Below are 24,445 nucleotides of genomic sequence, written 5' to 3' on the forward strand. Positions count from 1 at the left end.
CGTTCGCCAAGCTGTTTGTGCGAATCAAGGTTTCACTCTGCTGTTCTTGAGCGAACGCAGGATCACTTTCTCCAGCGTATAGGCGATGATCGACATTCCTAAGGAGAGGAACCAATACTCCATTTGTCGAGTAAAAGATTGATGACGGGGTTTGGCATGATCGTTTGTCACATAGGCATTATCAATGAGAGCATCGCTGTCTGCAATAGGGATGTCGTTCCTACCATGCGACTCACCGATCCGTGCATACACTCCGATGCAGACCGAGTTGACCATGAATGATTCAGTATCGGCATGGCTTGAAAACCTTGGGCTTGAACGTTACCGAGAGGTGTTTGAGCAGAATGCCATTACGTGGGATGTTCTGCCTGAACTGAATGATGCCGACTTGATATCGTTGGGCGTCTTACTGGGTCATCGGAAAAAGCTCCTGCGCGCCATTGCGCAGTTGTCGCAAAGCAGTGGGCCTGATCGAGCGAATCCCGCGACCATTCCCGCGTCTACGGTACTAACCCCACCCGCCTTCGGTCGAGATCAAGCAGAGCGACGGCAGTTGACCGTCATGTTTTGTGATCTTGTCGGATCGACCAGGCTGGCTCGCCGGTTAGACCCCGAAGATGTTCAAGAGATTATCCGGCGGTTCTTGGAAGCCTGTAGCCGAGCGGTGGGGCGGTTCAACGGGTATGTCGCAAAATATATGGGTGACGGACTGTTGGTGTATTTCGGCTATCCGCATGCGCACGAGCACGATGCGGAACGAGCAGTCCATGCTGGTCTCGCCATATTAGATTTGGTGATGACTCCTTCCCGAGAGGAGCTGTCGTCTCAAGAATCTGAAATAGCAGTACGAATTGGAATAGCAACCGGGAAAGTTATCGTTGGAGAAATTATCGGAGAAGAAACGGCCAAAGAACGGTCTGTGTTCGGTGAAACTCCGAATCTGGCCTCGCGTCTTCAAGGGGTCGCCGCACCCAATCAGTTGGTTGTGGATTCAGCGACGAAGCGGCTTGTCGGCAATGAGTTCCAGTTCGTGGACCATGGAAGCGTGTCCCTCAAGGGGTTCGACGCGCCGATCCAGGTCTGGCGGGTTCTTGGTACGAAGATATCGACCAGTCGATTCGAATCCTACCGATCCGGACGAGTGGCTAATTTTATCGGCAGGGAACACGAATCGGCGCTGCTCGTGGGGCGCTGGCGCGAAGCAGTCGACGGGGAGGGACAGGTCGTGCTTTTGTGTGGAGAGGCCGGTATCGGCAAGTCTCGACTGTGCCGCAGTGTGTGCGACCAGCTTGTGGATGAGCCTCACCAGAAGATTGAATTGCAATGTTCACCGTATCATACGAATACCGCATTATATCCCGTGATCAATTGCCTCCGGCAGGCAGCGGCGCTGGCGAGCGCGGACGATCCTCTTACACAACGAAAGAAACTCAAGGCCTTTGCCGGTAGCGCGGACATCGGGGACCAAACCACGGTGTCCTTGCTGGCGGAGCTCCTTTCGATTCCTGGGGATGCTCAGCATGCACTCCTCACGATGTCGTCGGACAAACGAAAGAACATGACCCTTGAAGCACTCGTGAGGCAACTCCAGAGGTTGGCCGATCATCGTCCGGTACTCTTTATTGTGGAAGATGCTCATTGGCTGGATCCCACCACGATGGACCTTCTGACACGAATCATTGACCACATTCAGCGGATGCGGGTGTTATTGTTGATCACATTTCGACCCGACTTCAAGTCGGTATGGATCGAGTACGACCATGTCACCTGCCTGACTCTAAATAGGCTTCCACGCCGGCAAAGCGCCGAGCTTCTTGCATCGATGACCGGCGGAAGAGCGCTTCCACCGGAGGTCCAGCAGGCGATCCTCGCGAAAACCGATGGGGTGCCCCTTTATCTTGAGGAGCTGACAGAAAATCTTCTGGAATCCGGCGTGTTGACGGAGGGGAACAGTACCTTCAGCCTGAAGGAACCGTTGACGGAGTTGTCTATTCCGGATAGCTTGCAGGCTTTGCTCATGGAGAGGATCGACCGATTGGGAGCAGCCAAAGAGATCATCCAACTTGGGTCTGCAATCGGACGGGAGTTTAGTTATGAACTGCTGCGAGAGATCGTAGATATTACTGATGGTGAGTTGAAAAATATGCTTCACTCACTCGATGCATCAGGGCTCATATTTCAGGAGGGTGAGATCCCGGCTGCTACATTCACGTTCAAACATGCCCTCATTCAAGAGGCTGCCTATAGCACATTGCCGAAAAAATCACGGCTGGTGCTCCATACGCGTATCGCGAAAACACTGGAGAGTCGGTTCGCAGAACGCGTCAAAATGGAACCCGAGTTACTGGGGTATCACTATGAACAGGCTGGATTGGTAGGGCCTGCTGTTCATTATTGGCGACTTGCCGCACAACGAGATGCCGCACGATCGGCAAATATCGAAGGGCTTGGTCATTTCAATCGTGCCATCCATGTGCTCAACGACCTGCCGGAAGGCTCGGAACGTGATCAGTTGGAATTGGACCTTCTTATCGCACGTGGAGCGTCCTTATTACTGGTCAAAGGCTATGCCTCCGATGACATCGAACATAATTATCTCAGAGCAAAAAGCCTCTCGCAGGCGAGTTCAGACTCCGAGCAGTATTTCCTCTCCATGTGGGGTTTGTGGGTCTTCCATCTGGTCAGGGGGCCTCTCGCGAAAGCGAGAGTGTTGGCCGAAGATCTCTTATCCTGGGCAACTCACCGACAGAATCCGGATCTGTTGATTCGAGCGTATGAGAGTGTGGGATCGACCTATTCCTTTCTTGGTCGATTTGACGAAGCCAGGGCGCACTTGCAGGAGGCAAAGTCGCTCTATGATCCACACAGATATGGATCTCAAGTTTTCCCCTATGCACAAGATCCCGGCATTACTGCACGAATCATGTTGGCGAGAGTTTTATGGATTTTAGGAGAGCTTGATCAGGTTGAAACCCTGCTGACGGAGGCCATCGCTATGGCCAGAGAGTTAGAACATCCATTCACAATGGCCTTTACGTTAGCGACTGCTTCATGGGTGTATTCGATGCTCCGTGACACCCATCGAATACTCCGACTCACCGAAGAAGCCATTGAGTTATCCACGAAATATTCATTTGAGGTGCCGTTGGCATGGGCGATGTCCTTTCAAGGCTGGGCTCTGGCCGAACAGGGAAAGGAGGGAGGAATCGAACGACTCGTGGAAGGACTCTCTGCTGCGAAGAGGGCCACAGCGAGCCTCAACCACACCTGCGCCTTGGCGTTGCTTGCTGAGATCCATTTACGAAATCACCATATTGTCGACGGCTTGTTTGTTATCCAGCAAGCACAGGAACTGGCTGCTACTCAGGGAGAGGCGTGCTGGCAGGCTGAACTACTTCGTCTGAAAGGCGAGCTCTTGCTGGCGCAATCCGATCAGTCAACCTTTCTGGCAGAACAGTGTTATGCCGATGCTCTGGCGATCGCTCAAGCTCAGCACGCAATTATGTTTGAACTTCGAGTCGCAACGAGCATGGCGAGGCTCTTGAGAAAACTGAACAAACCGGATATTGCTAAACGCACATTGAGTGCTGCGCGTGCCAAGCTTGGTGGCCACAGTGCCAACCCTGACATGATTGAAGCGCAAGCCGTCCTTGACCAGCTTGCTGAAGACCTTGCAAACAAATAGCTCTGACTCATGCGCCTAACCATCCTCGGTTCTGGAACCAACGTGCATCCCACGCGTGCCGCGGCCGGTTATCTGGTGCGCACGGATCAATATATCCTGCTCGATTTCGGCCCTCGTACCCTGATGAACTTGATCAAAACCGGGGTGAACAGGCACAAGATCACGCACGTGTTGTTCTCTCATTTCCATGCGGATCATTTTTCAGACTTCATCACCTTCTTTTTCGACGCGGTGATCTATGCCAAGTATGGGGGAGGCCATCGTCCAGGGATGACCTTAATTGGTCCGAAGGGCACGATTCGACTGTTACAATCAATCATGAAGAGCTTCCCCAGCTTTTCTCCCGCTCCGTTCAAGGTGGTGTTCAAGGAGGTCTCCAGTAAGCCGTTCAACATTGGTGACGCCCGTGTTGTTCCCAAACCCATGGTTCATGTTCCGGATCTTTCAAGCGTCGGCTACCGGATCGAGTATAAAGGTAAAGCGGTCGTGTATTCGGGCGATACCCTGTATTGCGATGCGATCGTCTCCTTGTGTCGGGATGCCGATGCGGCCGTGCTCGATTGTTCGTTTCCTGCCAACCGTCCAGGTCCGGCCCATCTGCATGCTGGACAATGTGGGCAGATCGCGAAGGAGGCCGGTGTGGGCCAGCTCGTGCTCTCACATTTTTACCCGATTGCGGATCGCTATGATGTCAAAGCTCAGGCCGGTGAGGAGTACCAGGGCAAGATTTGGAAGGGAAAAGATTTGCTCACGATTCGGATTTAAAGTTGGGACTCAGAAATTACGTTCGTGGTGAGCTTGTCGAACCATCGAACGCAACTACTGGAAGTCACACGCCCTTCGACAGGCTCAGGGTGAACGGATTCTGATAAGAACTTTCGAGGTCCAGCACTGTTACAGCCCTTCTTCACGGGGTGCCCCGCCAAGAATTTCAATGAACTTGGTCAAGCGGGTCTCCTTGACGGAATCACCGGTCTTGGAGTAAATCGCCAAAAGGTTCTTGACCATGCGGGATAGGATCGCACGAACCTGACTTTTTTCAAGGTATTTCTCGTCAAACCCATAGCCGGCTTCGGTCAAAAACCGGGCACAGTTTTTTTCGGTCAGTAGGGCGCCTCCGTTGAAGCAGTCGATGAAGATCTTGTACCGGTCGGACTCGTACTTCACCAAAAAATGTCCCGGCATACCGATGCCGAAGAGCGGAAAGGCAAGCCGCTGTCCGATGAGGAGATACACCGCCGACAGACTGATCGGGATCCCGACTCGTCGATCCATGACGCAGTTGAGATAGCTGTTTTCAATCTCGTAATAATTCTTCGTGTTGCCTTTAAACCCTTGCTCGGTGAACAGGTAGCGGTTGAGAGCGTTGACGGCTTCTTCTCCCGAGGCTCGATGGCCGATACGCGCTCGAACCTCCGTAGCCATGGTGTCCAATTGGTCACGATAGCGAGCCACGTCCAAGGCCGGATAGGCGTAGCGCGCGATCAAGAACGCACCGGTTTCAAGGCTGATGGTTTCATCAGGCAGAGAGGCCAACTCCGTCAGTTCTTCTTCCAGCTTGCCGCCTCGGATTTCTTCGAGGACGGACGCAAGGCGGTCAGCCATTTCAGGCTGTTCTATTTCCGCTTCTTGGAGAAGGGGGACGGCTGACGGGCCGATATCGATCAGTCTTCCGCTGATGGTGCGGACGATGCGATCGTCTTCATCGGAGAGGAGGCGGATCAGGGCACGTATCTGACTTTCAGGAATCATCACTTCATACTCGTGGTCGGTTACAGGCCTGACAGGTGATACCACTACCGTCATCATCCAACGGAATTGGGTGTCAGTCAAGGGATCATGGCTTGGCAGGGGGATTATCCCATGGCGCGCCGGAACGCCTTGGCTCCGCCATACAGGCAGAGGGCATCGAACACGAGCATGACCAGGATCACCATGCCGACGTGCGGTAAGGCTTCGGTCCAGCCCGACAAGATCAACGGACGTACGGCATCGATCGCCCAAGTCATCGGGTTGAATTGTGCCAAAAAGCTCATCCACCCCGGCATGGCGTTGAGCGGCACGAGCGCAGAGCTGAGGAAAATCATCGGCAGCGACAGAAATCCCAGAACGGAAAAGAAATCCCCGTGGCTCTTGACGGAGAAAGCCATGGCCATGGAAATGGCGGTCAAGCCGACGCCGAACATCATGCCGATCAACAGAATGGTCGCTACGCCCAGGATTCCGGTGGCCGGATGGACGCCGAAGAGATACGACACGCCGAGAATGACGAGGACTTGCATCGACGTAATCGCCATGACGAAGATGAAGCGGCTCAGAATGACGGAGGTGCGATGGATCGGCGTGGACATCAACCGTTCAAGGAATCCGTTTTCCTTGTCGAATAACAGATCGACCCCGCCCGCTAGACCATTGTTTAGGACCGTCATGATGACGACACCGGCGGCGAGGAAGCTGATGTAGTTGGGCGCCTGCATGACCTGGGTGTCTGCGGCCCGCTGAAAGAGGTTCCCGAAGAAGATAAGCCAAAACAGCATCGGCTGCACCAGGGTGAACAGCATACTGAACTTTTCTCGACTGAGCCGACGGACCCATCGCATGGTCAATGCGCTGATTTCTTGCCAGTAGTGCTCCACGTGACTCCTTGCTAGCAGGATGCTGAAAAAGGCCGCCAGCGGCGTTCTCGCATCGCTCAGAGACTCAACGTACCGAAGCGTACGCCTCGCCCCTTCGCTCGCTGCGGCCTTGCCGGACAGCCTTTTTGAGCATCCTGGCGTTATGTTGGTATTCGCACCGTATTGAACATTTCAGCCATCTTCTTGGCATCAACCAAGTCTTTCTGCAACCTGCTATGACGCCGACTCGGTTTCGGGGATTGATTCGGTGATGGCTCGACCAGTATGAGCGATAAACACATCGTCCAAGCGAGGTCTGTTGTATTGAATGAATTCGATGCTGCAGCCCAATCGATTGGCCGTTTCGAGAATCGCGGGCAGCGCCTTCTCCGGCGACTCCACCCGGATGTCCAGACCCTTGGCCGTCGTCCGGACGGACTTGATCGCTGGACGGTCCTTCAACTCGGTTTCAAGCGATGGGATCCGATCCAGTTCTTTGAGAGTCAAGGAGACGATGTCGCCGCCAAGCGCGATCTTCAGCTCAGCCGGAGCCCCCAGGGTCTTGATCTTGCCCCCGTCGATAATCGCGAGTCGATCGCACAGTTGATCGGCCTCGTCTAAATAGTTCGTCGTCATGACGACCGTCATGCCACGGGCTTTGAGCATCCGGACATAGTCCCAGATGCGGAGACGGCTCTGGACGTCAAGGCCCAAGGTCGGCTCATCAAGGAAGAGAATTTTGGGATCCGGTAATAAGCCGCAGGCAATGTCGAGTTTGCGCTTCATCCCACCGGAATAGGTCTTCGCCGGCCGGTCCGCATGGGTTTCCAATTCGACTAACTTGAGCAGCTCACCGATGCGCTTCGTCGCTTCGTCCTTGGTCAAATGGTACAGGGCCCCGAGCAACTGAAGGTGCTCGCGGCCGGTGAGGAACCGGTCGATCGCCCGTTCTTGCGGCACGTAACCGATAAGCGTCCGGACCTTGTCGGCATCACGCACGGTGTCGTGCCCCATAATGGTAGCTGTCCCCGATGTGGGGTGCAGCAACGTGATCAGGGTGCGCAGAGTCGTGCTCTTGCCCGCGCCGTTCGGTCCCAGCAAGCCGAAAATTTCTCCAGCGTAGATCTGGAACGAGAGGTCATCGACAGCCTTATGGCTGTCATAGGTTTTACAGAGACGGTTCACGTCGATAGCGATCGTACGATCCATTAGTCCCAGCCTTTTATGCCATGATGCTCGTGCAACATAAATTGAACGAGATCGTTCAAGCGACGAGCGCGCTGATGGAGCTCCTCGGCTTCCAGTAGAAATTGTTTTTCCAACGGGGTGGAGGTTAAATAAGTTTTACAGAGACGGTTGACGTTGAGAGTCATCGTGCGATCCAATCAGTCCCAACCCGTTAGGCCTTGATGCTCGTGCAACATGAATTGAACGAGATCGTTCAAGCGACGAGCGCGCTGATGGAGCTCCTCGGCTTCCAGTAGAAATTGTTTTTCCAACGGGGTGGAGGTTAAATAAGTTTTACAGAGACGGTTGACGTTGAGAGTCATCGTGCGATCCAATCAGTCCCAACCCGTTAGGCCTTGATGCTCGTGCAACATGAATTGAACGAGATCGTTCAAGCGACGAGCGCGCTGGTGGAGCCCCTCGGCTTCCAGCAGGAATTGTTTTTCCAACGGGGTACAGTCCAAATAGGTTGATAGGGTGTTCACCAAGACTTCATCACTCACTTCTTCGCGGAAGAAGCCCTGCCACGCCGCACTATCTTCTCGCTGTTGCAGGTATCGTCCGAGCACGTCGATCAGCGCCTTTCGCACATCCTTGGTCAACCCCTCTTCGGTGCGCATGGGCGTCACCCGAATCGTGGCTTCGCGATAGGCTTTGTCGAAGTGTTCCTTGGTAATCTCGCATCGTTCAAGCCCCTGCAGCAAGATGTTGGAGCGACCATCCGGCAAGGGCTGTACGCTGACGACTCTCCCGATACAGAGTGCAGAATAGATGGCCGGGTTCCCATAGTAGTCCGGCTCCCATCCTTCCTTCAGGAGCGCCATGGCAATGCATTGGCCGCCTACCGTGACATCGGCTACCATTTGGCGATACCGTGGTTCAAAGATGTGGAGCGGGAGATAGGTTTTAGGGAAGAAGACCACATTCGGTAATGGAAACACGGGAAGCCGATCGGGAATAGGAAACGGTTCAATAACTTTGGACGAACCTCGCCCTGTCGGCCCCCGTTCATGATCAGTTTGCATGGGCCACGATAGCTGACGCTTGTGAAAATTGTCAACGCTGGTCCCAGGCTCTTGATTTTGAAGGAAATGCGAAACGCCGCTCTCAGACAGCCGATTGGTTCATGGGCGAGGCGCATGGTATAACCGAAGCGGTTGCGGTGTTCTCATCAGGGAAGGAGCTTGAATGTGGATCATGAGGGGAGGATGGGTGTGATCCAGTATTGGCGGATCGGACTGGTCGGTGCCTGGCTGGCCGCGACGGTCTCGCTCGCGCTCGCGGCAAGTACTGGATCTACCCCTTTCCAGCCGGCGATCGCCGGGTACCGGTACGCTTTTCCTAGAGACCACGGCTCACACCCGACTTATCGAACCGAATGGTGGTACTACACGGGCCATATCCACACCAAGGGAGGCCGGGCATTCGGTTTTGAATTAACGTTCTTTCGGCGAGGGATCCCGCCTGAGGATGTGACGACGCTCCCATCCAAATGGTCGGTGAAGGATCTGTATCTGGCCCATTTTGCTGTGACCGACATCACTGGAAAACGTTTTCATTTCTCGGAGAAGCTCAGTCGCGAGGGCCTTGGAAAGGCCGGTGCCGATGAGTCGAAACTCCAGGTCTGGATCGATGATTGGCGAGTCGAGGCCGCAACGGATCAGATCGGCGCGCACAGCTTGATAGCCCGTGACGACACCCATGCTCTTTCGCTCAGGCTGCAACCGGCCAAACCGTTGGTCACACATGGTGCGGCCGGCGTCAGTCGGAAGGGGAAAGACGTGGGGCAAGCCTCTCACTATTATTCGTTTACCAGACTTGAGACCAGCGGAACGCTGACGATCGACGGAGAATCCTTCGACGTCACCGGTCTCAGCTGGATGGACCATGAATTCGGGTCAGGCGACCTCGGGGCCGATCAAGTCGGCTGGGACTGGTTCAGTATTCAATTGGAAGACAATAGTGAGCTGATGTTGTATCGCATACGGTTGAAGGATGGATCGTCCGATCTGGCATCGAGCGGCACGATCGTCTTCTCTGATGGACGGAGTCGCCATTTGGACGTGAAGGACTTTGCGATCGAATCGATCGGAGCCTGGACCAGTACCGAGAGCAAAGCGATCTATCCCAACCGATGGAAGCTTACACTTCCGTCGCTCGACCTGATGCTGGATGTGGTCCCGTTACTCGCCGATCAGGAATTGCGCACCTCGCGCAGCAGTCGTGTGTCCTATTGGGAAGGGGCTGTGGCAGTGACTGGTAGCAAACAAGGCCGGCCCATAAATGGGCAAGGCTATGTCGAGCTGACCGGCTACGCCGAACGACTGAAGATGTAATGGTTGAGGCGTTCGGGCTTGGGTTCCAGCAGCGCTCAACGCGCTGAAGTATCGATTGGAACCATCTGTGGATTTGTGCCACCGGTAAAATCTCTTCGGGTCTTGCCCCAATTTTCTCCCACACACTCCTGCAATACAATTTTGTCCAATCAGGCAGGCAACTTACTCAACGGGTGAGCGCCAGCCTGGCGTACTCAATATATCCGCCAGTGCCGGTTCCTCCCGCTTGAGAAGTTTGCACAAATTTCCTCAACCATATAGATGAGGGCCAATGCCCTGGACAACCTTTTAACCACAGGAGGATGTCATGGATAAGGTCTGGTTATATGTCGGCGGGATTCTTGTCGGAACGGCGGTGTTGATCTATGCCGTGCTTACAACGGTGAGTAGTACGCATCCACCGGCCAGTGATCTCAGAGCAGCGTACGAGCAGTCGAAGTAGTGAGCCATCACCGGGCTTTCTGAACGCATGATGCCAGCGGGGTGCCTGCTCTCCGTGTTGTGCAGGACGTGTGAGTGGACCTCGAAGGGGTTGTGTGTGTAATTTCCACCCGAGAACCTGCCACGTGAGGAAGATTTCGCGTAACGCGTGGCAGGTTTCGATTATATAAAGTGGGAATCACTGTAGAATTCAAGTCGTGAAGGGCCGTTCCTCTGACGGATGTCGAAGTCTACCGGGCCGGCCTTTTAGAACCAATCCTCAAGCCTACTGGGTATTGAGTTCCCTAAATGTGGACTATTGGATCATCTAGTTGCCAACTATTTCTCCCGTTCCGTCCTGTTTTAGCCTGACGACAACTACGCCACCGCCATGCTTGCATTTATAGGTAGCAGTCAAGGTGTCCTCGCTTTGCTGTCTTGCGCAGGTTTCTTGAATGTTTGCGGTGTCGCCAGGTTGAAAACGAAACCAGACATGTACCGGGTCCTGGTCTACGCGATGCTCTTCGTAGATATTGTATGCAGTTCTCGGAACAATGTCTGGAACCCAGCCTTTCTCAATTAGCTCAGAGGACCGCAGTCCTTGGTATGTTTCAAAATGCGACTCTTGCTGTTCGGTCTTATCCAGGTACCAGACTGCTCCAGCGAGCAAAACAAGCGATATACTCAGAATGGCGAGAATACTTTGCATGTATCTACTGTCCATCTATCGTCTGAAAGAACCACAGCTCACTGGCTGCAGTCCATCGCCAGGACCACTAGAACGTCGAGTTAGTGAGTCTGGCGCTTCATTCGATAGAGAATGAGGACAGCTCCTAGGAAAATCATAGCTGCTACTGCCCAGCTAATGGTTTGGTACAGTGCGAAGGTTTCATGCAGCTTGGTATGGAAGAGCCATGCTTCATGAAGGCGGTGCATTTCTTCCGTTCGGTGTGAAAACATCTTCTTGGCGGCAGTGCCGTCTTCGGTATTTGGGAGGAGTTCTGCAATGAAGATATCGGTCTTTTCTCCCGAGGCTGGGCTTAGAGCAACCATGCCTGGAAGGAGAATTTTATGGAGTAGAAGATAGTTTTTTGCCGAGTATGTGAAGGACGCAAGGCAGAGCGCGAAGCAGCAGTGAGAAAGGATAATGGCGATCTTAATTCTTGGGAAGAGCATGAATGGCAATTCAAATCGGGTGGTGACAAGACTTGATTCATATCTTGCCAGGAATGCAGCTCTAGACAAGGACATTCTGAATTTCAATTTAACAACGTGACAACCCATCGAGACCAACGTAAGGGAGGTAGAGGGGAGATAACTTCATTGCCTTGACTCCCGTTCAACCCCTATGGTTAGGTCTTCGGCCACTATGTTGATTCTCCATCACATTCGGCTGTTTTTCTTCGGTCTTCTGCTCCTCGGGCTAGGTGCAACTGGCTGCCAGAAAGAGAGCGAATCAGTGGTGTCGATCGCGCTGCATCCGACGAATGCGAATATTCTCTACATCGCCACGAATGATGCGGTTTACAAATCGCGTGATGGGGGAGGGACCTGGGAAAAGTTCCCGAGTTTCAGCGCGCGGCGGGTGACGACGCTGGCCATCGATCCACTCCTGCCGGCGGCGATTTATGCCGGCACGATGGGGGATGCGGTCTACAAGAGTCCGGATGGAGGCCAACATTGGCTGCCGCATAATGTCGGACTGAAAGAACATGTCTCATTCATCAATCAGTTCGTGTTTCACCCAGCGATCAGTGAACAGATCTATGCGGCCACGACGGTCGGCGCTTTTTATTCAAAAGACGCGGGCCGTGAATGGGTCGAGCGGATGAACGGGATGAAGGAAGTCCATATTGTGACGTCGATCGCCATTAACCCTAAAGAGCCGGCGGTGCTCTATGGCGGGACGACCGGCGGGGTCTATCGGTCGGATGATGGGGCGATGACCTGGAAGAAAATCAATAACGGGTTGATCCCCGAGAGGGAGCTCATGGCGGCCATGGCCCTCGGGGTCAATGCCATCGAGATCGACCGGACAAATCCCGATGTCGTCTATGCCGGGACAACGAAGGGGCTCTTTCGTACAGCGACAAAGGGCGAGCAGTGGGAGCGTATCGGCCAATCCATCTCCGATCCCTTTATCAGCAGTCTAGTTATTCATCCGAAGGAAACAGCCCAGCTGTTGATCGGTGGCCCAGCGGGGGTTTGGAAAAGTTCGGATGGCGGCAAGACCTGGAAGGCCATGAACCAAGGGCTCGCGACGTTGAACATTCGTGCCCTGGCCATGGATCCCAAAAACACCCAAACCCTCTATGCCGGCACCAACGGCAGCGGCCTCTATCGTTCGACGGATGCCGGCGCGACGTGGACAGCGGTGCCGCTCACGGCCGCGCCGGGTACGGCTCAATAACCTGTCTTGGCCCCTGCGCTTCCATGCTGATAACGGCCGCTATAGGAGACCATGCGATCCGAGAGCGTCTTCCACTCGTCGGGTGTCATCAAATCTTTCATCTTGAACCGAAGGCTCAGCACCCGGGCTGAGCTCTGCGCCCGCTGAATGTTCGCCTCGTTCACGATTTTTGAAAATTCGTCCGGTGTCGCCGTATAGCTGGTATTCAAGGTGTAAAGCTGTCGGTGATAGGCCCGTTCCTGCTCACGGCTCTCTTTGAGCTCCTTGATGATCTCACCGACGTATGCATTCACACCCTTCGCCTTTTCGGGGTCCTGGACGGTCCGATTGATCAATCCCTCCATATCTTGTTGGCCCTTTTGCCAGTAGGCGTCGCTATTGCCCCCACCCATCATGCCATGGTGCTGGTGATGCGATGAGCACCCGACCAGGGCCATCATGACGAGTGCACCGAAGAAGCTGGATAGTATCCGGTTCATGCGATCCTCCCTTGCAGAGTTGTTCCGTACCCTTGTCCTACCGTATCATCTCTGAACCCAGTATGGCAGAAGCGCGACCCCCTGTGTCAGATCCGACTCAGGTGCTGAAGGAGGAATTCCGTCGGCACCTGGAGACGTTCTATGCCCGACTCAATCTGGCGCCGCCTTACGAGAGTGTGGAAAAAGCCGTTCGCACCTTAACGACCATCGTGCATGCGCTTCCCCAAGACGAACAGGTTAAGATTGTAGCCGATCCGGCGTTGCAATGGCAGCGCTTTCGAGAGGCGTTTGAGACGTCGGGGCTGGTGAAGAAACATCGGGGGATTATTGCCGGCCTAGTTCGTCATCGCACCGCCGTGAATCTGCCGGTGGAGTACGATCACCTCTTGGACTTGTTTCGCGGGTGATGGGGGAGAGCACTGCTCAGGACACGCCGGGCGGCGTCATGGCTGCGCGGAGTTCATCGTACACTTGCATGAGGCGGCTGTCCTCCAGGCGATAGGACAAGGTCACCGTCACGATTCCGAACAGCGCGACCATGCCGGCAAGTCCGACAATGCCAATGCCCAAAAACGCTCCCCCTAGCGTCGTGAACCCGCCTTCCAGGGCATATTGCGCCACAAAGGTCAGCGATCCCAACAAGACAACGGCAAACCAGATCACGGTGATGACTGCGGATGACCAGGGGATTCGCCTCACGCAGTGCGTTCTCAGCGATTGGTCATGAGGGGACAGGTGGATGAGGCCTTTCACAGGCCAAGCGGTCCGAAATTTTCGAGAGAAGAGGCGGTATTGCGGACGAATGGCGATCTGAGAGAGGTCCGGGTACCACCATGCCACTCCATGCGGCAGCATTAGGACTCCGTCAGGGCCGAAACGATCGCGGACGCCATCCAGGGTTGTGTCTGCCCACTCATCTGGGCGCGTCGCCACGCGGCAGCCGTACCGTACGGCATCCGGCGTGAGCCGGATAAAATAGACCCAATCTCCGACGAGTAGTCCGAGGAAGAGGGCACCGGCAAAAAGACCTGCAAGCAGCATGGCTGTAGCTATCACATAGGGAGGAGCGATGAATCAAGGCAGGTAAGACGGTCCTGGGTAAATGGTAAGCCAGCCAGTTTGTGCAAAAAACCTGCATCAGTTCGTGAAGAAGCATGTTGACTCACACGGAGGAGTTTGGCTACAGTACGCCGGGCAATGTTTCCGGCGGGCCTTGGACCACATGAGTTTCCCGCCTCAATGTTGATTTCCCCCGCGTCGCCATAACGGTTTCTTTCTCTGCAGGGGTGCAGAGACCGGATCGTGTGAATTTTGGGAGGCAAACATGGACCCCGAGAAGATTGAACGTGTGTACACCTCCTATGCGGGGTTTTACGATCGAGTGTTTGGAAAAGTATTTCACGAAGGCCGTGAATCGGCCATTCGAAATTTGAATGTTCAGCCGAATGAACGAATTCTCGAAGTCGGTGTCGGGACGGGATTAGCCCTTCCCATGTATCCTCGTCATTGCCGCATCGTTGGTATCGATGTGTCCGAAGGGATGTTAGCCAGGGCGAAGGAAAAGGCGGCGGCTCACAGTCTTGATCATGTCGAGCTGCACCGCATGGATGCCGGTGCCATGCAATTCAACGATGACAGCTTCGATACGGTCGTGGCGGCCTATGTCGTGACGGCAGTGCCGGACTATCGAACAGTGGTCAACGAGATGATTCGGGTCTGCCGTCCAGGTGGTCGCATTATCATGCTGAATCATTTCAGCAACGGCAACAAGGTCATTGCCGCCGTGGAAAAAGCGCTTTCTCCCATAACGAAGCACCTGGGCTGGCGTACGGACCTGTCGCTCAATACCGTCTTGGAAGGAACCTCGCTCCACATTGCTCGGAATCAACGGGTGAATCCTTTACGACTCTGGGCCTTGGTGGAATGCATCAACGGCAAGGGGCAGCAGGTGAACGGGAACGGCACCGCACACGCTCCCTCAGGCTATGCCAGAGAAAACGGAACCGCTGCCTATTCCAACGGGAACGGGCATTATTCTCCTGAACACGCGCACTGAACAGCGGGTGGTTGCTTTGTCACCGTTCACGCCGTGACCGGTGTTCCTGAACCAACCAACGCTCCCATTCTCTACCTGGGATAATCGTCGTGCCGACGAGGCAGTTGCCTGGAAAGCGTTGAGTGATCCGATCTGCCAGGACTTCAAGAATTCGGCTAAGCCTTTTGTCCTGAATGCCGAATACTCGCAGCAGCAGCCCAAACCCTTGTCCCTCCGGCGGACTATAGGCCATCGCATGGACCAGGTTGTTCTCATCCCCTGAGGAGTTGTCTGCCGGTCTCAGACTCCCTTCCCATTGCACGGCTGGATGAACCGCGATAGATCGTCCTGCATCGCACCACGTGCAGGGGAGGCCGGCCTGATTCAGCTCATCCAACAACCATTGAATCGTGGGACCGTCGGTGCTGAGACCTTGGAAGGTCCAACGGGCCAATTCTGCGGCTTGTTGTACTGTGATAACGGGCAAGGTCAGTTCTTCCAGGTGCGCCTCGTCGCAGACCACATACAGCTCGCCCTGCGGGTCAAACCAGAAGCGTAGCGTTCTCGCATTGAGTTCAGCCTGAATCACGCTGAGCGAGGAACAGTCGATCCCGTCCTGCTCAAAAACCGAGAAGTCCGTGACGCCGGTCATAGTCAGCTTGGCGACTCGAGTAAGACCACGAATCTCGTAGTGAATAGTCACGGCAATCGTGGTGCCGGCCGGGACTTCACGCACCGATTCTTCGTCGAAAAGGCGACGTTTCAAGATTTGGATCTCAGTCACATAGCCGGCGCGAAACCCGCCCGTATGGTCGATCAGCCATCGAAGGTCTTCTGCATGTTTGATGTTCCGGTTCACTGGGCAATTGTAGCCCAGGCCGGGACGTAGGGCTAGGTTGTCGGGCGTATCCAACAGGAGAGTATGGGGAAAGGAAGTCGTGGGCGTACGTTTGACCGTAACTGGCAGGATCCGTACTGGACCAGCCCGGCGTGACTACACCATGAAGCGGCAACGATGGCCTCGTCCCTTCCTTGGTTCACCATGAGGAACAACCCGTGTGGTTGGAGGTTGACCGCAACTTGCGAGAAGAGAACATCTGGTGCAAAGAGAGAAAGCGGCAGTCGCCAAGCCAAGACAGGATCCGGTGTCACGAAGGGGTACCAGGCCGTGATGATGCTTGCAGGGGAACGATAGCGGCGATAGTCTTGGATATGAAACTCCGTATTGGGAAGGCCCTTGATGTAGCCCTGTGCGTAGTCGTGACGACTATAGCCGTTGACATACATACGATGGCCTTCGACCTCGACGCCGATGAGCTTCGTTGGGCGAAAGAAGGTGTGGAAGACGGGGGCGTACCAAAAGTTACTCGACCCGATATCCTGTACGGTCCCACCGGTTGAATGGGGTAGCTTCAGCGCCGACCACCCTTGGTCGAGCAGATCAAGGTACTCATACTGTCGTAGGGCCGTCCCCTGGGTTGCGTATTGTTCAAATCGTACGCGGAATCGGCGTTGGAGCGAGGCAATCCGCTCATGCTGGACGCCGCTCAAATCTTGTAGTTCCTGCGCAGGCCGTTCCTCATAGAGTCCGCGTGACCAGGCTAATCGTTCACCAAGGTGATACCAGAAGGCGTGATAGCGAGAGCGGACTCTCTGCTGAAACGAGCAGCGCGGAAGGGTATTCGTTCCCTGGTGAGCCAGGGAATCATCAAGCATGGGGCGGTCGATGTCTGTTGCAGGCAATGCCATGACATATACTTGTCGGTCAATCGAGTTCAGGGCTAAAGGTGGAAATAGAGCGTGTCGGTTGCTCAATCAACAGCCCTGCAAGGTGCTGCTCGTAAGGTCTGAGTCATTTGCAGAGAACTAACAAATGGAATGGTCGGGTACTCGATCACCAAGGCAGGAACTGAGTCGATGAGCGTGGTGTAGATTAGTGGGTCTATTTAAGATTTCTCCGATATTGCCGCCGGAGACTGGCTCAACCCAATTACCAACCCATCCATTTGATCCGGAGAGAGGGTGACTCTCTTTTCCTCTATGAACGCCGCTGATTGTTTTTCACGAAGCTGCTGGGCGATCGATGGGAGGTCGGCACAGGCAAACTCGATCCCGAGGAGTCGGTTTCCCGCACCAGGATGAAATCGAAGCAGTGGGCCCGTACTAAATGAATGGACCGAGTCTGCGTTCAAGTCCGGCCGATCCAGCAGTCGTTTCCAGCCGGCGATATTGGTCGACACTTCAAGATCGATCCCTGCCACCCCGGTGATTCCATAGGGTCCATTCTGCTTGGCCTTCCGCCAGGTGGCCTTGACCTCTGCGAGCCGTTCCTGATGAGGATTGCTGTGGTTATCGCACATGAAAACCAGGGAACTCCCCAAGAGCAATGAAAATGTCTTGGAGCCGGCATCAGTCCCAGCCATCCAGGTTCGGAGGTTCGATAGTGCTCGGCCAATTCGAGTATTTCCTCCACCCGGCTGACCGAGCCAAAACGCGGCGTTCGGCTGCCCATCCAAAAGGTTGCGCAGGAAGGTGAGGGTGGGCTGCATCACTAGCGGTGATTCGTAGGTGAGTGTCAAGGACGGTGCGTGCAGCACCTTTCGAGACCTTAACCCTTCAACCATTTCCCAGGTTGGCTGCCATGGTGCGAAGCCGAGTCCATAGAGCCATGTTCCGGGAAGTCCAAACCCGGCGAACCGACCGATTTCGATTGTCATGTTGCCTGCGTAGAGTCCCCCAGAAACAAGCAAACCGCAGTCGGTGAGCGGCCAGGCGATCGGCAAGCCGAACTCATGACGAAAGCGAGCAAAAACCCGTTCCACATCCTGTGTCTGGATGAGGATGCGATCGATCCCACGAATCAGCGAGTCCGTTGGATTCTGTGTAGCCATATGGGCGGGCTACTCTACGGGAGAAGGAGTAGAAAAGGGAAGCCATACTGAGGGGGTGGGGCGTTCTGACAGGCAACGAATATGGGGATCTTCTCGTCACTTCAAGAAAGGTGGACTCGATATGAATCTTCTCTATCCCCAAGAAGGTCGTGCTGACGAAGCCCGTATGCAAACTCCTCACCATCTTGCATGCACTGCTCCAAGCGGAGCTCTGTGTCGGGTCGTGACAGCTAAACCTGCTTGATTTCTGAGATAGTTACTGCCCCTCCACTGTTTTCGTGCGGACATTTGCCTTGACGCTGAGATCCGCATCAGACTACACCAGTCGAAATAGGTTCTCGGGCAACCTCAAGGAGGAGGCGATTGTGGCGATCATTAACGGAACAGGTGGAAATGATGTGCTCAGGGGTACAAGTCTTGGTGACACCATTTATGGGTTAACGGGGGCCGACACCTTATACGGTGAAGCAGGGTCCGACTGGCTGGACGGCGGCGCTGGCAACGATACTTTGTATGGTGGGACCGAGAGTGATTGGTTGCTCGGTAGGGACGGAAATGACCGTCTGGACGGTGGCTCCGGGAACAACTATCTGTATGGTGGGGCTGGGGACGATACCCTGCTCAGTGGGGCCGGGGACGACTGGCTGCAAGGTGATGATGGGAATGACCACCTGACCGCTGGGAGCGGGAATGATTACATGAATAGTGGTGTTGGGAACGATCGCATGGACGGCGGATCTGGGGTTGACCTTCTGTATGGTGGAATTGGAGATGATACTCTCTATGGTGGGGCAGGGAACGATACCTTGCACGGTGAGGCCGGGAACAATACGCTCTACGGCGGCGACGGCGATGACTCAGTTGTTGGGGCTGATGGCCTTGAGCGGCTTATCGGAGGTAACGGCAACGATTACATGGTCGCTTGGGGAGGGAACGATATTCTGGACGGTGGGAGCGGGAACGACGGGCTGCTTGGCGGCTACGGCAACGACCGCATGTACGGTGGGGCGGGGAACGATACCTTTTTCGGTGATCCCGGGGACGATATCATGGACGGTGGGACTGGGAGCGACTGGTTCTCCGCGAGCGACGGCAACGATACCATCGTTTACAATTCAGTCAACGATAGCTCAGCTGGTTTGGGTGTAGACTTCATCGCTGTTTTTAATGGAGCAGGTGCCGGTATTGGAGACCGGATCGATCTGACCATGATTGATGCTAATGGCCTTGTTGCCGGCAACCAAGCCTTCATCTGGGGCGGCCCTTTTACGGCAGGACATCTTCGGTACCAGTATGTCGCTGGAGAACATGCCGGACACCTGAGGGGCAACATCGATGGGGATGCGGATGCGGAGATCGACATTCAGGTTGAACTAGCTGGCGTCCCATCGTCACTTTTTGTCGGCGGGGCGGGTAGCGATATCCTGTTGTAAGACCTACGACTCCGCGCCGGGCGTCCCAGTCCGGGGTCGTCTGGCTTCAGGTGATTGTGAATAGAAATAGGGCCAGAGTGAGATGTCCCGAAAAACAGACATGTGAATGATGCACTATTCTGCTGCCGCTCGAACTCTTCGGGACTTCGATAGCCCAGCGCTTGGCGTAACAGCCGACGTATTACCTGATAGAGTTGACCCTATTCCGAAGCAAGCTGGTGGACTACTGTCTCTCTCCTGTTGACCGTCTTCGCAACTGGTTGATGCTGAGTCTTCCGTGATCCTTCTTCCGCTGAGCCCCGTGCCGGATCTTGACGTGAGTCAGGTGGCTGTGCCACTAAAGGGCTTATGCGCGCGGTGTGTCTCCAACATGTTCCCTTCGAGGGACCAGGCGCTTTTGCAAAGGCTCTCGCTACTCGGGGGGTGAGTCTCGAATCCTACCTTGTTCCGAAAGAGGGTTTGCCGAGGGACGTGGGGGATTTGCTGATCGTCATGGGTGGGCCGATGTCGGTCAATGATCCTGATCCATGGATTGTGGAAGAGACCATCTTCATCAGATCTGCGCTCCAAGCGAATAAGCCGGTGATTGGTGTGTGTCTCGGGAGTCAATTCATGGCCAAAGCACTTGGCGCCACGGTGCGATCTGGCAAAGCGCTCGAAATCGGCATGACTCCAGTTCGGCTCACTGATACGGGAAACGCAGATCCTGTGTTTGGGGCATGCCCTGATACATTCGATGTCTTCGAATGGCATGGAGAGATCTTTGATTTGCCGAACGATTGCGTGCCATTGGTCGGTTCAGACATCGCTCCCTTGCAGGCGTTTCGCTATGGCAATTGGGCCTATGGTCTCCTCTTTCATTTGGAGATGGAGTCGAGCGGGATCGATTCTCTGTGCCGTGAGTGTGCGGCGGATGTGACGAAAGCGGGTCTCACCGCACAACAGGTCAAGACCACTGCCTTGCCACAGCTTCCGCAACTCCATCACCTGGCTGATCGGTTGATCGGCCATCTGCTGACTCGTACACGTTGATTGCGGCTGCGGCTCTGAAGTACTCTACACACCCCTACAGTGCGTTGTCAGTAATCAGGCTTTCAGCCTTCAGATCTGAGACAGTTGCTGTGGGCTGATCGCTATTCATGAAAGGAGCTTGATTGACCATGGGTGGTTTTCCGATCGAAGTCGCAACACGGATCAAGACATTACCGCCGTATTTATTCGCGGCCATCGATAAGATGAAGCAAGAGGCGATTGCCCGCGGGGTGAATATCATCAATCTCGGGATCGGTGATCCCGATTTGCCGACACCGATGCCGATCATCGAGAGTTTGGCGAAGGCCGCCAAGGATCCCAAGCACCATCAATATCCTTCGTATGAAGGCATGCTCTCGTTCAGAAAAGCGGTGGCCGATTGGTATAAGCGCCGCTTCAACGTCACGTTGGATCCCACCAATGAAGTCCTGACCCTGATCGGTTCGAAGGAAGGCATCGGTCACATTCATCTGGCCTTTGTCGATCCGGGCGATATCGTGCTGGTACCCAGCCCAGGGTATCCGGTCTATCCGGTCGGGACGAGCTTTTGCGGCGGCCAGTCGCACATCATGCCGCTGACCAAGGCCAACGGCTTCCTCCCTGATCTCACGGCAATCCCAAAAGACGTGGCGAAGAAGGCCAAGCTGATGTGGCTGAACTCGCCGAATAATCCAACCTCCGTCATCATGACAAAGGACTATTTCAAACGGGTGGTGGACTTTGCGCAGGAGCATCAGGTGATTGTGTGTCACGATGCGGCCTACTCGGAAATCTACTACGACGGCAAGCGCCCGGCGAGTTTTATGGAAGTGGAGGGCGCCAAGGACGTCGGCGTCGAGTTCCACTCTCTCTCGAAGACGTATAACATGACCGGCTGGCGCATCGGGTTTGTCGTTGGCAACAAGGATGTCCTGGCAGGCCTCGGCAAGGTGAAGAGCAACCTCGACTCAGGCTGTTTTGAGGCGGTTCAAGAGGCCGGTATTACAGCTCTGGGCTTGGATGATTCTGTCACCGACAGCATCCGAAGAATCTACCAGGAGCGCCGCGATACGCTCATTCCGGGGCTGAAGCAGCTGGGATTGGAGGTGGATGCGCCACCAGCCGCCTTCTACATCTGGGTGACGGTGCCGAAGGGGTACACCTCCACGTCCTTTACCGCTCATCTGCTCGAAAAGGCCGGAATCGTGACGACGCCGGGCAACGGCTTCGGTGCACCGGGTGAAGGCTATATCCGCATGACGGTCTGCACGACCAAAGAGCGGTTAACGGAAGCGGTCGAGCGGATCAAGAAGGTGGGATTCTGAACGGTAAACAGTGAAAGGTAAGGAGTGAACTGTGAGAGGGCAGAAATCTCGTGATCACTTTTCATCTTTCACTTCTCACTTGTAACGGGCTGTCATGGAGACTGTCTTCATCGGATTCGGGTCGAACGTCGGCGATCGGGTGGATTATTGCGATCGGGCCGTGACACTGCTCAGTCTTCTTCCACATTCACGACTTGCCGGTGTCTCTCTGCTGTATGAAACAGAGCCGGTTCGGGACCGGACGGATCCGGGGGAGGGCTGGTTTCTGAATGGGGTGGTGCAGCTGGAAACGGACATGAAGCCGCGCAGTCTTCTCACGACTCTTCAGGAGATCGAACGCGCTCTCGGAAGGGATGATGACGACCGGTCTGGTCCACGCACGATCGACCTCGACATCCTCTTCTACGGGGATCATGTGATGAAAGAGCCGGGGCTGACCATTCCCCATCCCCGCCTTCATCAACGCCGATTTGTCCTCATGCCGATGAATGAACTGGATCCGCTGTGGATTCATCCGATGCTCAAGCAATCAGTGGCACAGCTATTGACGGAAGTCTCGGATGAGTCACAGGTGCGTCTCCTGTTTCCTCAGCCGTCCACGAGATACGGCTCACGCCCGACCTGTCACGTCCCACCAGGCTCATGAAGATCATTCGCTCACCCGCAGCCATGACAGCCTGGAGCGAGGGACTGAGGCGTGAAGGCGTCACGATCGGGTTTGTCCCGACGATGGGTGCGCTGCATGAGGGGCATCGATCGCTGATTCGTGAAGCACGATTACTGTGCGATGCGCTGGTGGTGAGCATCTTCGTGAACCCGACCCAATTTGGCCCGCAGGAGGATTTGGCCAAGTATCCCCGTCCCATTTCACACGACCGAGTGATCTGTCGACAGGAAGGCGTCGATGTCTGCTTTGAGCCGACCGCGGAGGCCATGTACCCGGCGGGATTTCAAACAACGGTGACTGTTCCTGCGGTTGCGCGTCGATGGGAAGGTGAAGCCCGCCCACATCATTTTGCCGGGGTTGCGACCGTGGTGACCAAACTGTTTGGAATGGTCCGTCCACATCGCGCACTGTTTGGGCAGAAGGACTTTCAGCAATCCGTATTGGTTCAGCAGCTGGTGAAGGATCTGAATCTCGGTGTTGATATTGTGGTCCGTCCGACTGTTCGTGAGCGGGACGGGCTGGCCATGAGTTCGCGCAACATCTATCTCTCACCGGATGAACGAGCTCGCGCGGTGACGCTGTACAAGAGCCTGCAAGCCGGTGCTGAGGTGATCAAGGTAGGGGATACGGATGCAAAGGCCGTCCGCTCGGTGATGGATCAGGTTGTCACCCGAGAGTCGACCATCACGACCGACTATCTCGCCGTGTGTGACCCGCGCACGCTCGAGCCTGTATCTTTTGTGACCTCACGAGTGGTGCTGCTTGGTGCAATACGACTTGGTTCCGTTCGTTTGATCGATAACCTCCTGGTCAATGCTCCTCGCCGAGCTTCTTAGGCGATACATCACGTAGAAATTGATCGGTCTCCATCTGTGCTGAAAAGATCAGGGCGATGAGGGTTCCTGATGGACTCTTATTGGTTGATCGGACCGCCTGAAAAGTCTCTTCCTACTGGGAATCGCTGTTATGTGAAGAGATTTTGATGAAGGCTTTGTCCTACAAACAGGCTGAGGATCACCTGGCTGAGGCGGTTCTTGTCGTCCGTGACCATTTCCAGGAATCGAATGCCCATTGATTCCGGCCGGGATGAGCAGACCATGGCTGTTCCGATCTTGATCGGCTCTTCGTCGGAGGCAGGCTTGATGACGAGCTCAATAAACGTCCCTTGCGGGAGGTTCGTCGTGGTTTCAAGGGTGCAGCCACCCATGGATATATCCGTCACGCGATTGTCCATCCGGACCGCATTGTCCGCAAGGAGATTGGCACGAAGGGACACCGGTAGACGTTCATATTCACGACGATCGGTGGGGGGGGCAGCAACGGGAACCTGACTGCTGAAGACGCGAAAGCGTGTCGTGCATAGTTGGCACCGGAAGGGAAAGAATTTAAAGCGAGTGAGGACCTGCCCTATGGCGCCTTCGTCGTGGATGACTCGCACGAAGGGTGTTCCGCAACTCGGACAGTGTAGATCGTTCATGAACTCCGAGGAGCACCGGCGGCAGCTTCATGATCACATGGCTGCGTTGCCAAGGCGTGCCCCTGCTGTGCCTCCAGAATTGACACGATATCAGCGGGTGAGTAGGTGGGGGGCTTTACCCATTTCCCATCCGCCCGTTTGTACCCGCCGACTTTACTCATATTCGACCGATGGACTTCCTGGAAAATCGGCTCCATATCAATTCCGTACGAAACCGCGGTGCCGTAGGTCACGTAGAGCAGGTCCGCCATTTCCTTCGCAATAGCCGTCAGGTCTCCCGTCGCCAGGGCTTCTTTCAATTCGTCGAACTCTTCCTGAATCAGTCGGACTCGAAGGCGTTTCGTGTCCTCATTCACGTCCGTTGGAGCGGTCTGTACCAAAATCTCAAACTTGCTGTGAAATGCTTCCACCATGGTCTGTTCGCTGGTCATGCT

26 protein-coding genes are annotated in these 24,445 nt (G+C 54.9%); 12 read left to right on the forward strand and 14 right to left on the reverse strand.

The window, feature by feature from the left end; all coding sequences use genetic code 11:
• Positions 1 to 24: 24 nt before the first annotated feature.
• Entirely contained in the window at positions 25 to 276 is a 252-nt protein-coding gene (locus ACYX34_RS14785) for a hypothetical protein (protein ID WP_462077340.1), read from the reverse strand.
• Here ACYX34_RS14785 and ACYX34_RS14790 point away from each other — a divergent pair.
• Complete coding sequence (locus ACYX34_RS14790) at positions 275 to 3,685, forward strand: ATP-binding protein (protein WP_462077341.1); 3,411 nt, start codon at positions 275 to 277, stop codon at positions 3,683 to 3,685. The two genes, ACYX34_RS14785 and ACYX34_RS14790, sit on opposite strands and share 2 nt — an antisense overlap.
• Positions 3,686 to 3,694: 9 nt before the next feature.
• The gene (locus ACYX34_RS14795; RefSeq protein WP_462077342.1) at positions 3,695 to 4,450 is read left to right on the forward strand and encodes an MBL fold metallo-hydrolase; all 756 of its coding nucleotides are present in this window, start codon (positions 3,695 to 3,697) and stop codon (positions 4,448 to 4,450) included.
• Positions 4,451 to 4,579: 129 nt separating this feature from the next.
• Here ACYX34_RS14795 and ACYX34_RS14800 read toward each other — a convergent pair whose 3' ends face one another.
• The 4 genes from ACYX34_RS14800 to ACYX34_RS14815 all read right to left on the reverse strand — a co-directional run bounded on the left by ACYX34_RS14800 (position 4,580) and on the right by ACYX34_RS14815 (position 8,552).
• Positions 4,580 to 5,437: a SirB1 family protein gene (locus ACYX34_RS14800; protein ID WP_462077343.1), complete on the reverse strand. Its 858-nt coding sequence runs from the start codon at positions 5,435 to 5,437 to the stop codon at positions 4,580 to 4,582.
• 104 nt (positions 5,438 to 5,541) lie between these two features.
• Positions 5,542 to 6,321: an ABC transporter permease gene (locus ACYX34_RS14805; protein ID WP_462077344.1), complete on the reverse strand. Its 780-nt coding sequence runs from the start codon at positions 6,319 to 6,321 to the stop codon at positions 5,542 to 5,544.
• Positions 6,322 to 6,534: 213 nt separating this feature from the next.
• On the reverse strand, positions 6,535 to 7,509 hold the full coding sequence (locus ACYX34_RS14810) for an ATP-binding cassette domain-containing protein (RefSeq protein WP_462077345.1): 975 nt from the start codon (positions 7,507 to 7,509) through the stop codon (positions 6,535 to 6,537).
• Positions 7,510 to 7,862: 353 nt separating this feature from the next.
• On the reverse strand, positions 7,863 to 8,552 hold the full coding sequence (locus ACYX34_RS14815; RefSeq protein WP_462077346.1) for an LON peptidase substrate-binding domain-containing protein: 690 nt from the start codon (positions 8,550 to 8,552) through the stop codon (positions 7,863 to 7,865).
• 183 nt (positions 8,553 to 8,735) lie between these two features.
• Between ACYX34_RS14815 and ACYX34_RS14820 the strand changes: the two genes are divergently transcribed.
• Entirely contained in the window at positions 8,736 to 9,863 is a 1,128-nt protein-coding gene (locus ACYX34_RS14820; protein ID WP_462077347.1) for a lipocalin-like domain-containing protein, read from the forward strand.
• A gap of 307 nt (positions 9,864 to 10,170) precedes the next feature.
• Positions 10,171 to 10,305 (forward strand): hypothetical protein, encoded by a 135-nt coding sequence (locus ACYX34_RS14825; RefSeq protein ID WP_462077348.1) that lies wholly within the window; start codon positions 10,171 to 10,173, stop codon positions 10,303 to 10,305.
• A gap of 306 nt (positions 10,306 to 10,611) precedes the next feature.
• Here the strand turns inward: ACYX34_RS14825 and ACYX34_RS14830 are convergent, their stop codons facing one another.
• Complete coding sequence (locus ACYX34_RS14830; RefSeq protein ID WP_462077349.1) at positions 10,612 to 10,992, reverse strand: hypothetical protein; 381 nt, start codon at positions 10,990 to 10,992, stop codon at positions 10,612 to 10,614.
• Between the two features lie 80 nt (positions 10,993 to 11,072).
• Positions 11,073 to 11,567 (reverse strand): hypothetical protein, encoded by a 495-nt coding sequence (locus tag ACYX34_RS14835; RefSeq protein WP_462077350.1) that lies wholly within the window; start codon positions 11,565 to 11,567, stop codon positions 11,073 to 11,075.
• An 85-nt stretch (positions 11,568 to 11,652) separates the two neighbouring features.
• Between ACYX34_RS14835 and ACYX34_RS14840 the strand changes: the two genes are divergently transcribed.
• Positions 11,653 to 12,693 carry a WD40/YVTN/BNR-like repeat-containing protein gene (locus tag ACYX34_RS14840; RefSeq protein ID WP_462077351.1) on the forward strand — a complete coding sequence of 347 codons (1,041 nt, stop codon included), beginning with the start codon at positions 11,653 to 11,655 and terminating at the stop codon, positions 12,691 to 12,693.
• Here ACYX34_RS14840 and ACYX34_RS14845 read toward each other — a convergent pair.
• Entirely contained in the window at positions 12,687 to 13,172 is a 486-nt protein-coding gene (locus ACYX34_RS14845; protein ID WP_462077352.1) for a hypothetical protein, read from the reverse strand. The two genes, ACYX34_RS14840 and ACYX34_RS14845, sit on opposite strands and share 7 nt — an antisense overlap.
• Before the next feature lie 62 nt (positions 13,173 to 13,234).
• Between ACYX34_RS14845 and ACYX34_RS14850 the strand changes: the two genes are divergently transcribed.
• Positions 13,235 to 13,579, forward strand: a complete 345-nt coding sequence (locus ACYX34_RS14850; protein ID WP_462077353.1) for a hypothetical protein — start codon at positions 13,235 to 13,237, stop codon at positions 13,577 to 13,579.
• Between the two features lie 16 nt (positions 13,580 to 13,595).
• On the opposite strand, the gene ACYX34_RS14855 is transcribed toward ACYX34_RS14850, so the two are convergent.
• A complete protein-coding gene (locus tag ACYX34_RS14855; RefSeq protein ID WP_462077354.1) occupies positions 13,596 to 14,213 on the reverse strand; it encodes a hypothetical protein in 618 nt (205 codons plus the stop codon).
• Between the two features lie 283 nt (positions 14,214 to 14,496).
• Here ACYX34_RS14855 and ACYX34_RS14860 point away from each other — a divergent pair, with 283 nt between their 5' ends.
• On the forward strand, positions 14,497 to 15,228 hold the full coding sequence (locus tag ACYX34_RS14860) for a class I SAM-dependent methyltransferase (protein ID WP_462077355.1): 732 nt from the start codon (positions 14,497 to 14,499) through the stop codon (positions 15,226 to 15,228).
• Positions 15,229 to 15,247: 19 nt separating this feature from the next.
• On the opposite strand, the gene ACYX34_RS14865 is transcribed toward ACYX34_RS14860, so the two are convergent.
• The 3 genes from ACYX34_RS14865 to ACYX34_RS14875 all read right to left on the reverse strand — a co-directional run bounded on the left by ACYX34_RS14865 (position 15,248) and on the right by ACYX34_RS14875 (position 18,098).
• On the reverse strand, positions 15,248 to 16,066 hold the full coding sequence (locus ACYX34_RS14865) for a hypothetical protein (RefSeq protein WP_462077356.1): 819 nt from the start codon (positions 16,064 to 16,066) through the stop codon (positions 15,248 to 15,250).
• A gap of 32 nt (positions 16,067 to 16,098) precedes the next feature.
• The gene (locus tag ACYX34_RS14870) at positions 16,099 to 16,956 is read right to left on the reverse strand and encodes a hypothetical protein (RefSeq protein ID WP_462077357.1); all 858 of its coding nucleotides are present in this window, start codon (positions 16,954 to 16,956) and stop codon (positions 16,099 to 16,101) included.
• A 197-nt stretch (positions 16,957 to 17,153) separates the two neighbouring features.
• Complete coding sequence (locus tag ACYX34_RS14875) at positions 17,154 to 18,098, reverse strand: hypothetical protein (RefSeq protein WP_462077358.1); 945 nt, start codon at positions 18,096 to 18,098, stop codon at positions 17,154 to 17,156.
• A 365-nt stretch (positions 18,099 to 18,463) separates the two neighbouring features.
• Between ACYX34_RS14875 and ACYX34_RS14880 the strand changes: the two genes are divergently transcribed.
• The 5 genes from ACYX34_RS14880 to panC all read left to right on the forward strand — a co-directional run bounded on the left by ACYX34_RS14880 (position 18,464) and on the right by panC (position 23,370).
• Positions 18,464 to 19,531 carry a calcium-binding protein gene (locus ACYX34_RS14880; protein ID WP_462077359.1) on the forward strand — a complete coding sequence of 356 codons (1,068 nt, stop codon included), beginning with the start codon at positions 18,464 to 18,466 and terminating at the stop codon, positions 19,529 to 19,531.
• A 348-nt stretch (positions 19,532 to 19,879) separates the two neighbouring features.
• The gene (locus ACYX34_RS14885; protein WP_462077360.1) at positions 19,880 to 20,563 is read left to right on the forward strand and encodes a type 1 glutamine amidotransferase; all 684 of its coding nucleotides are present in this window, start codon (positions 19,880 to 19,882) and stop codon (positions 20,561 to 20,563) included.
• A 128-nt stretch (positions 20,564 to 20,691) separates the two neighbouring features.
• Positions 20,692 to 21,867, forward strand: a complete 1,176-nt coding sequence (locus ACYX34_RS14890) for an LL-diaminopimelate aminotransferase (protein ID WP_462077361.1) — start codon at positions 20,692 to 20,694, stop codon at positions 21,865 to 21,867.
• 94 nt (positions 21,868 to 21,961) lie between these two features.
• Entirely contained in the window at positions 21,962 to 22,513 is a 552-nt protein-coding gene (folK, locus tag ACYX34_RS14895; protein ID WP_462077362.1) for a 2-amino-4-hydroxy-6-hydroxymethyldihydropteridine diphosphokinase, read from the forward strand.
• Positions 22,510 to 23,370, forward strand: a complete 861-nt coding sequence (gene panC, locus ACYX34_RS14900; RefSeq protein WP_462077363.1) for a pantoate--beta-alanine ligase — start codon at positions 22,510 to 22,512, stop codon at positions 23,368 to 23,370. Before folK ends, panC begins: the two co-directional genes overlap by 4 nt.
• A 128-nt stretch (positions 23,371 to 23,498) precedes the next feature.
• Here the strand turns inward: panC and ACYX34_RS14905 are convergent, their stop codons facing one another.
• Entirely contained in the window at positions 23,499 to 24,011 is a 513-nt protein-coding gene (locus tag ACYX34_RS14905) for a PilZ domain-containing protein (RefSeq protein ID WP_462077364.1), read from the reverse strand.
• Entirely contained in the window at positions 24,008 to 24,442 is a 435-nt protein-coding gene (locus ACYX34_RS14910; protein WP_462077365.1) for a pyrophosphohydrolase domain-containing protein, read from the reverse strand. Before ACYX34_RS14910 ends, ACYX34_RS14905 begins: the two co-directional genes overlap by 4 nt.
• Positions 24,443 to 24,445 lie beyond the last annotated feature (3 nt).

The sequence above is a fragment of the Nitrospira sp. CMX1 genome, from assembly GCF_054902215.1.

Coding starts and splice junctions, on each gene's coding strand:
- ACYX34_RS14870 (WP_462077357.1), bottom strand. CDS start 16,956: ATGGCATTGCCTGCAACAGACATCGACCGCCCCATGCTTGATGATTCC.
- ACYX34_RS14890 (WP_462077361.1), top strand. CDS start 20,692: ATGGGTGGTTTTCCGATCGAAGTCGCAACACGGATCAAGACATTACCG.
- ACYX34_RS14835 (WP_462077350.1), bottom strand. CDS start 11,567: ATGGGTTGTCACGTTGTTAAATTGAAATTCAGAATGTCCTTGTCTAGA.
- ACYX34_RS14875 (WP_462077358.1), bottom strand. CDS start 18,098: ATGGCTACACAGAATCCAACGGACTCGCTGATTCGTGGGATCGATCGC.
- ACYX34_RS14790 (WP_462077341.1), top strand. CDS start 275: ATGAATGATTCAGTATCGGCATGGCTTGAAAACCTTGGGCTTGAACGT.
- ACYX34_RS14845 (WP_462077352.1), bottom strand. CDS start 13,172: ATGAACCGGATACTATCCAGCTTCTTCGGTGCACTCGTCATGATGGCC.
- folK (WP_462077362.1), top strand. CDS start 21,962: ATGGAGACTGTCTTCATCGGATTCGGGTCGAACGTCGGCGATCGGGTG.
- panC (WP_462077363.1), top strand. CDS start 22,510: ATGAAGATCATTCGCTCACCCGCAGCCATGACAGCCTGGAGCGAGGGA.
- ACYX34_RS14905 (WP_462077364.1), bottom strand. CDS start 24,011: ATGAACGATCTACACTGTCCGAGTTGCGGAACACCCTTCGTGCGAGTC.
- ACYX34_RS14855 (WP_462077354.1), bottom strand. CDS start 14,213: ATGCTGCTTGCAGGTCTTTTTGCCGGTGCCCTCTTCCTCGGACTACTC.
- ACYX34_RS14860 (WP_462077355.1), top strand. CDS start 14,497: ATGGACCCCGAGAAGATTGAACGTGTGTACACCTCCTATGCGGGGTTT.
- ACYX34_RS14910 (WP_462077365.1), bottom strand. CDS start 24,442: ATGACCAGCGAACAGACCATGGTGGAAGCATTTCACAGCAAGTTTGAG.
- ACYX34_RS14785 (WP_462077340.1), bottom strand. CDS start 276: ATGGTCAACTCGGTCTGCATCGGAGTGTATGCACGGATCGGTGAGTCG.
- ACYX34_RS14820 (WP_462077347.1), top strand. CDS start 8,736: ATGGGTGTGATCCAGTATTGGCGGATCGGACTGGTCGGTGCCTGGCTG.
- ACYX34_RS14850 (WP_462077353.1), top strand. CDS start 13,235: ATGGCAGAAGCGCGACCCCCTGTGTCAGATCCGACTCAGGTGCTGAAG.
- ACYX34_RS14885 (WP_462077360.1), top strand. CDS start 19,880: ATGCGCGCGGTGTGTCTCCAACATGTTCCCTTCGAGGGACCAGGCGCT.
- ACYX34_RS14800 (WP_462077343.1), bottom strand. CDS start 5,437: ATGATTCCTGAAAGTCAGATACGTGCCCTGATCCGCCTCCTCTCCGAT.
- ACYX34_RS14830 (WP_462077349.1), bottom strand. CDS start 10,992: ATGCAAAGTATTCTCGCCATTCTGAGTATATCGCTTGTTTTGCTCGCT.
- ACYX34_RS14795 (WP_462077342.1), top strand. CDS start 3,695: ATGCGCCTAACCATCCTCGGTTCTGGAACCAACGTGCATCCCACGCGT.
- ACYX34_RS14840 (WP_462077351.1), top strand. CDS start 11,653: ATGTTGATTCTCCATCACATTCGGCTGTTTTTCTTCGGTCTTCTGCTC.
- ACYX34_RS14815 (WP_462077346.1), bottom strand. CDS start 8,552: ATGCAAACTGATCATGAACGGGGGCCGACAGGGCGAGGTTCGTCCAAA.
- ACYX34_RS14810 (WP_462077345.1), bottom strand. CDS start 7,509: ATGGATCGTACGATCGCTATCGACGTGAACCGTCTCTGTAAAACCTAT.
- ACYX34_RS14825 (WP_462077348.1), top strand. CDS start 10,171: ATGGATAAGGTCTGGTTATATGTCGGCGGGATTCTTGTCGGAACGGCG.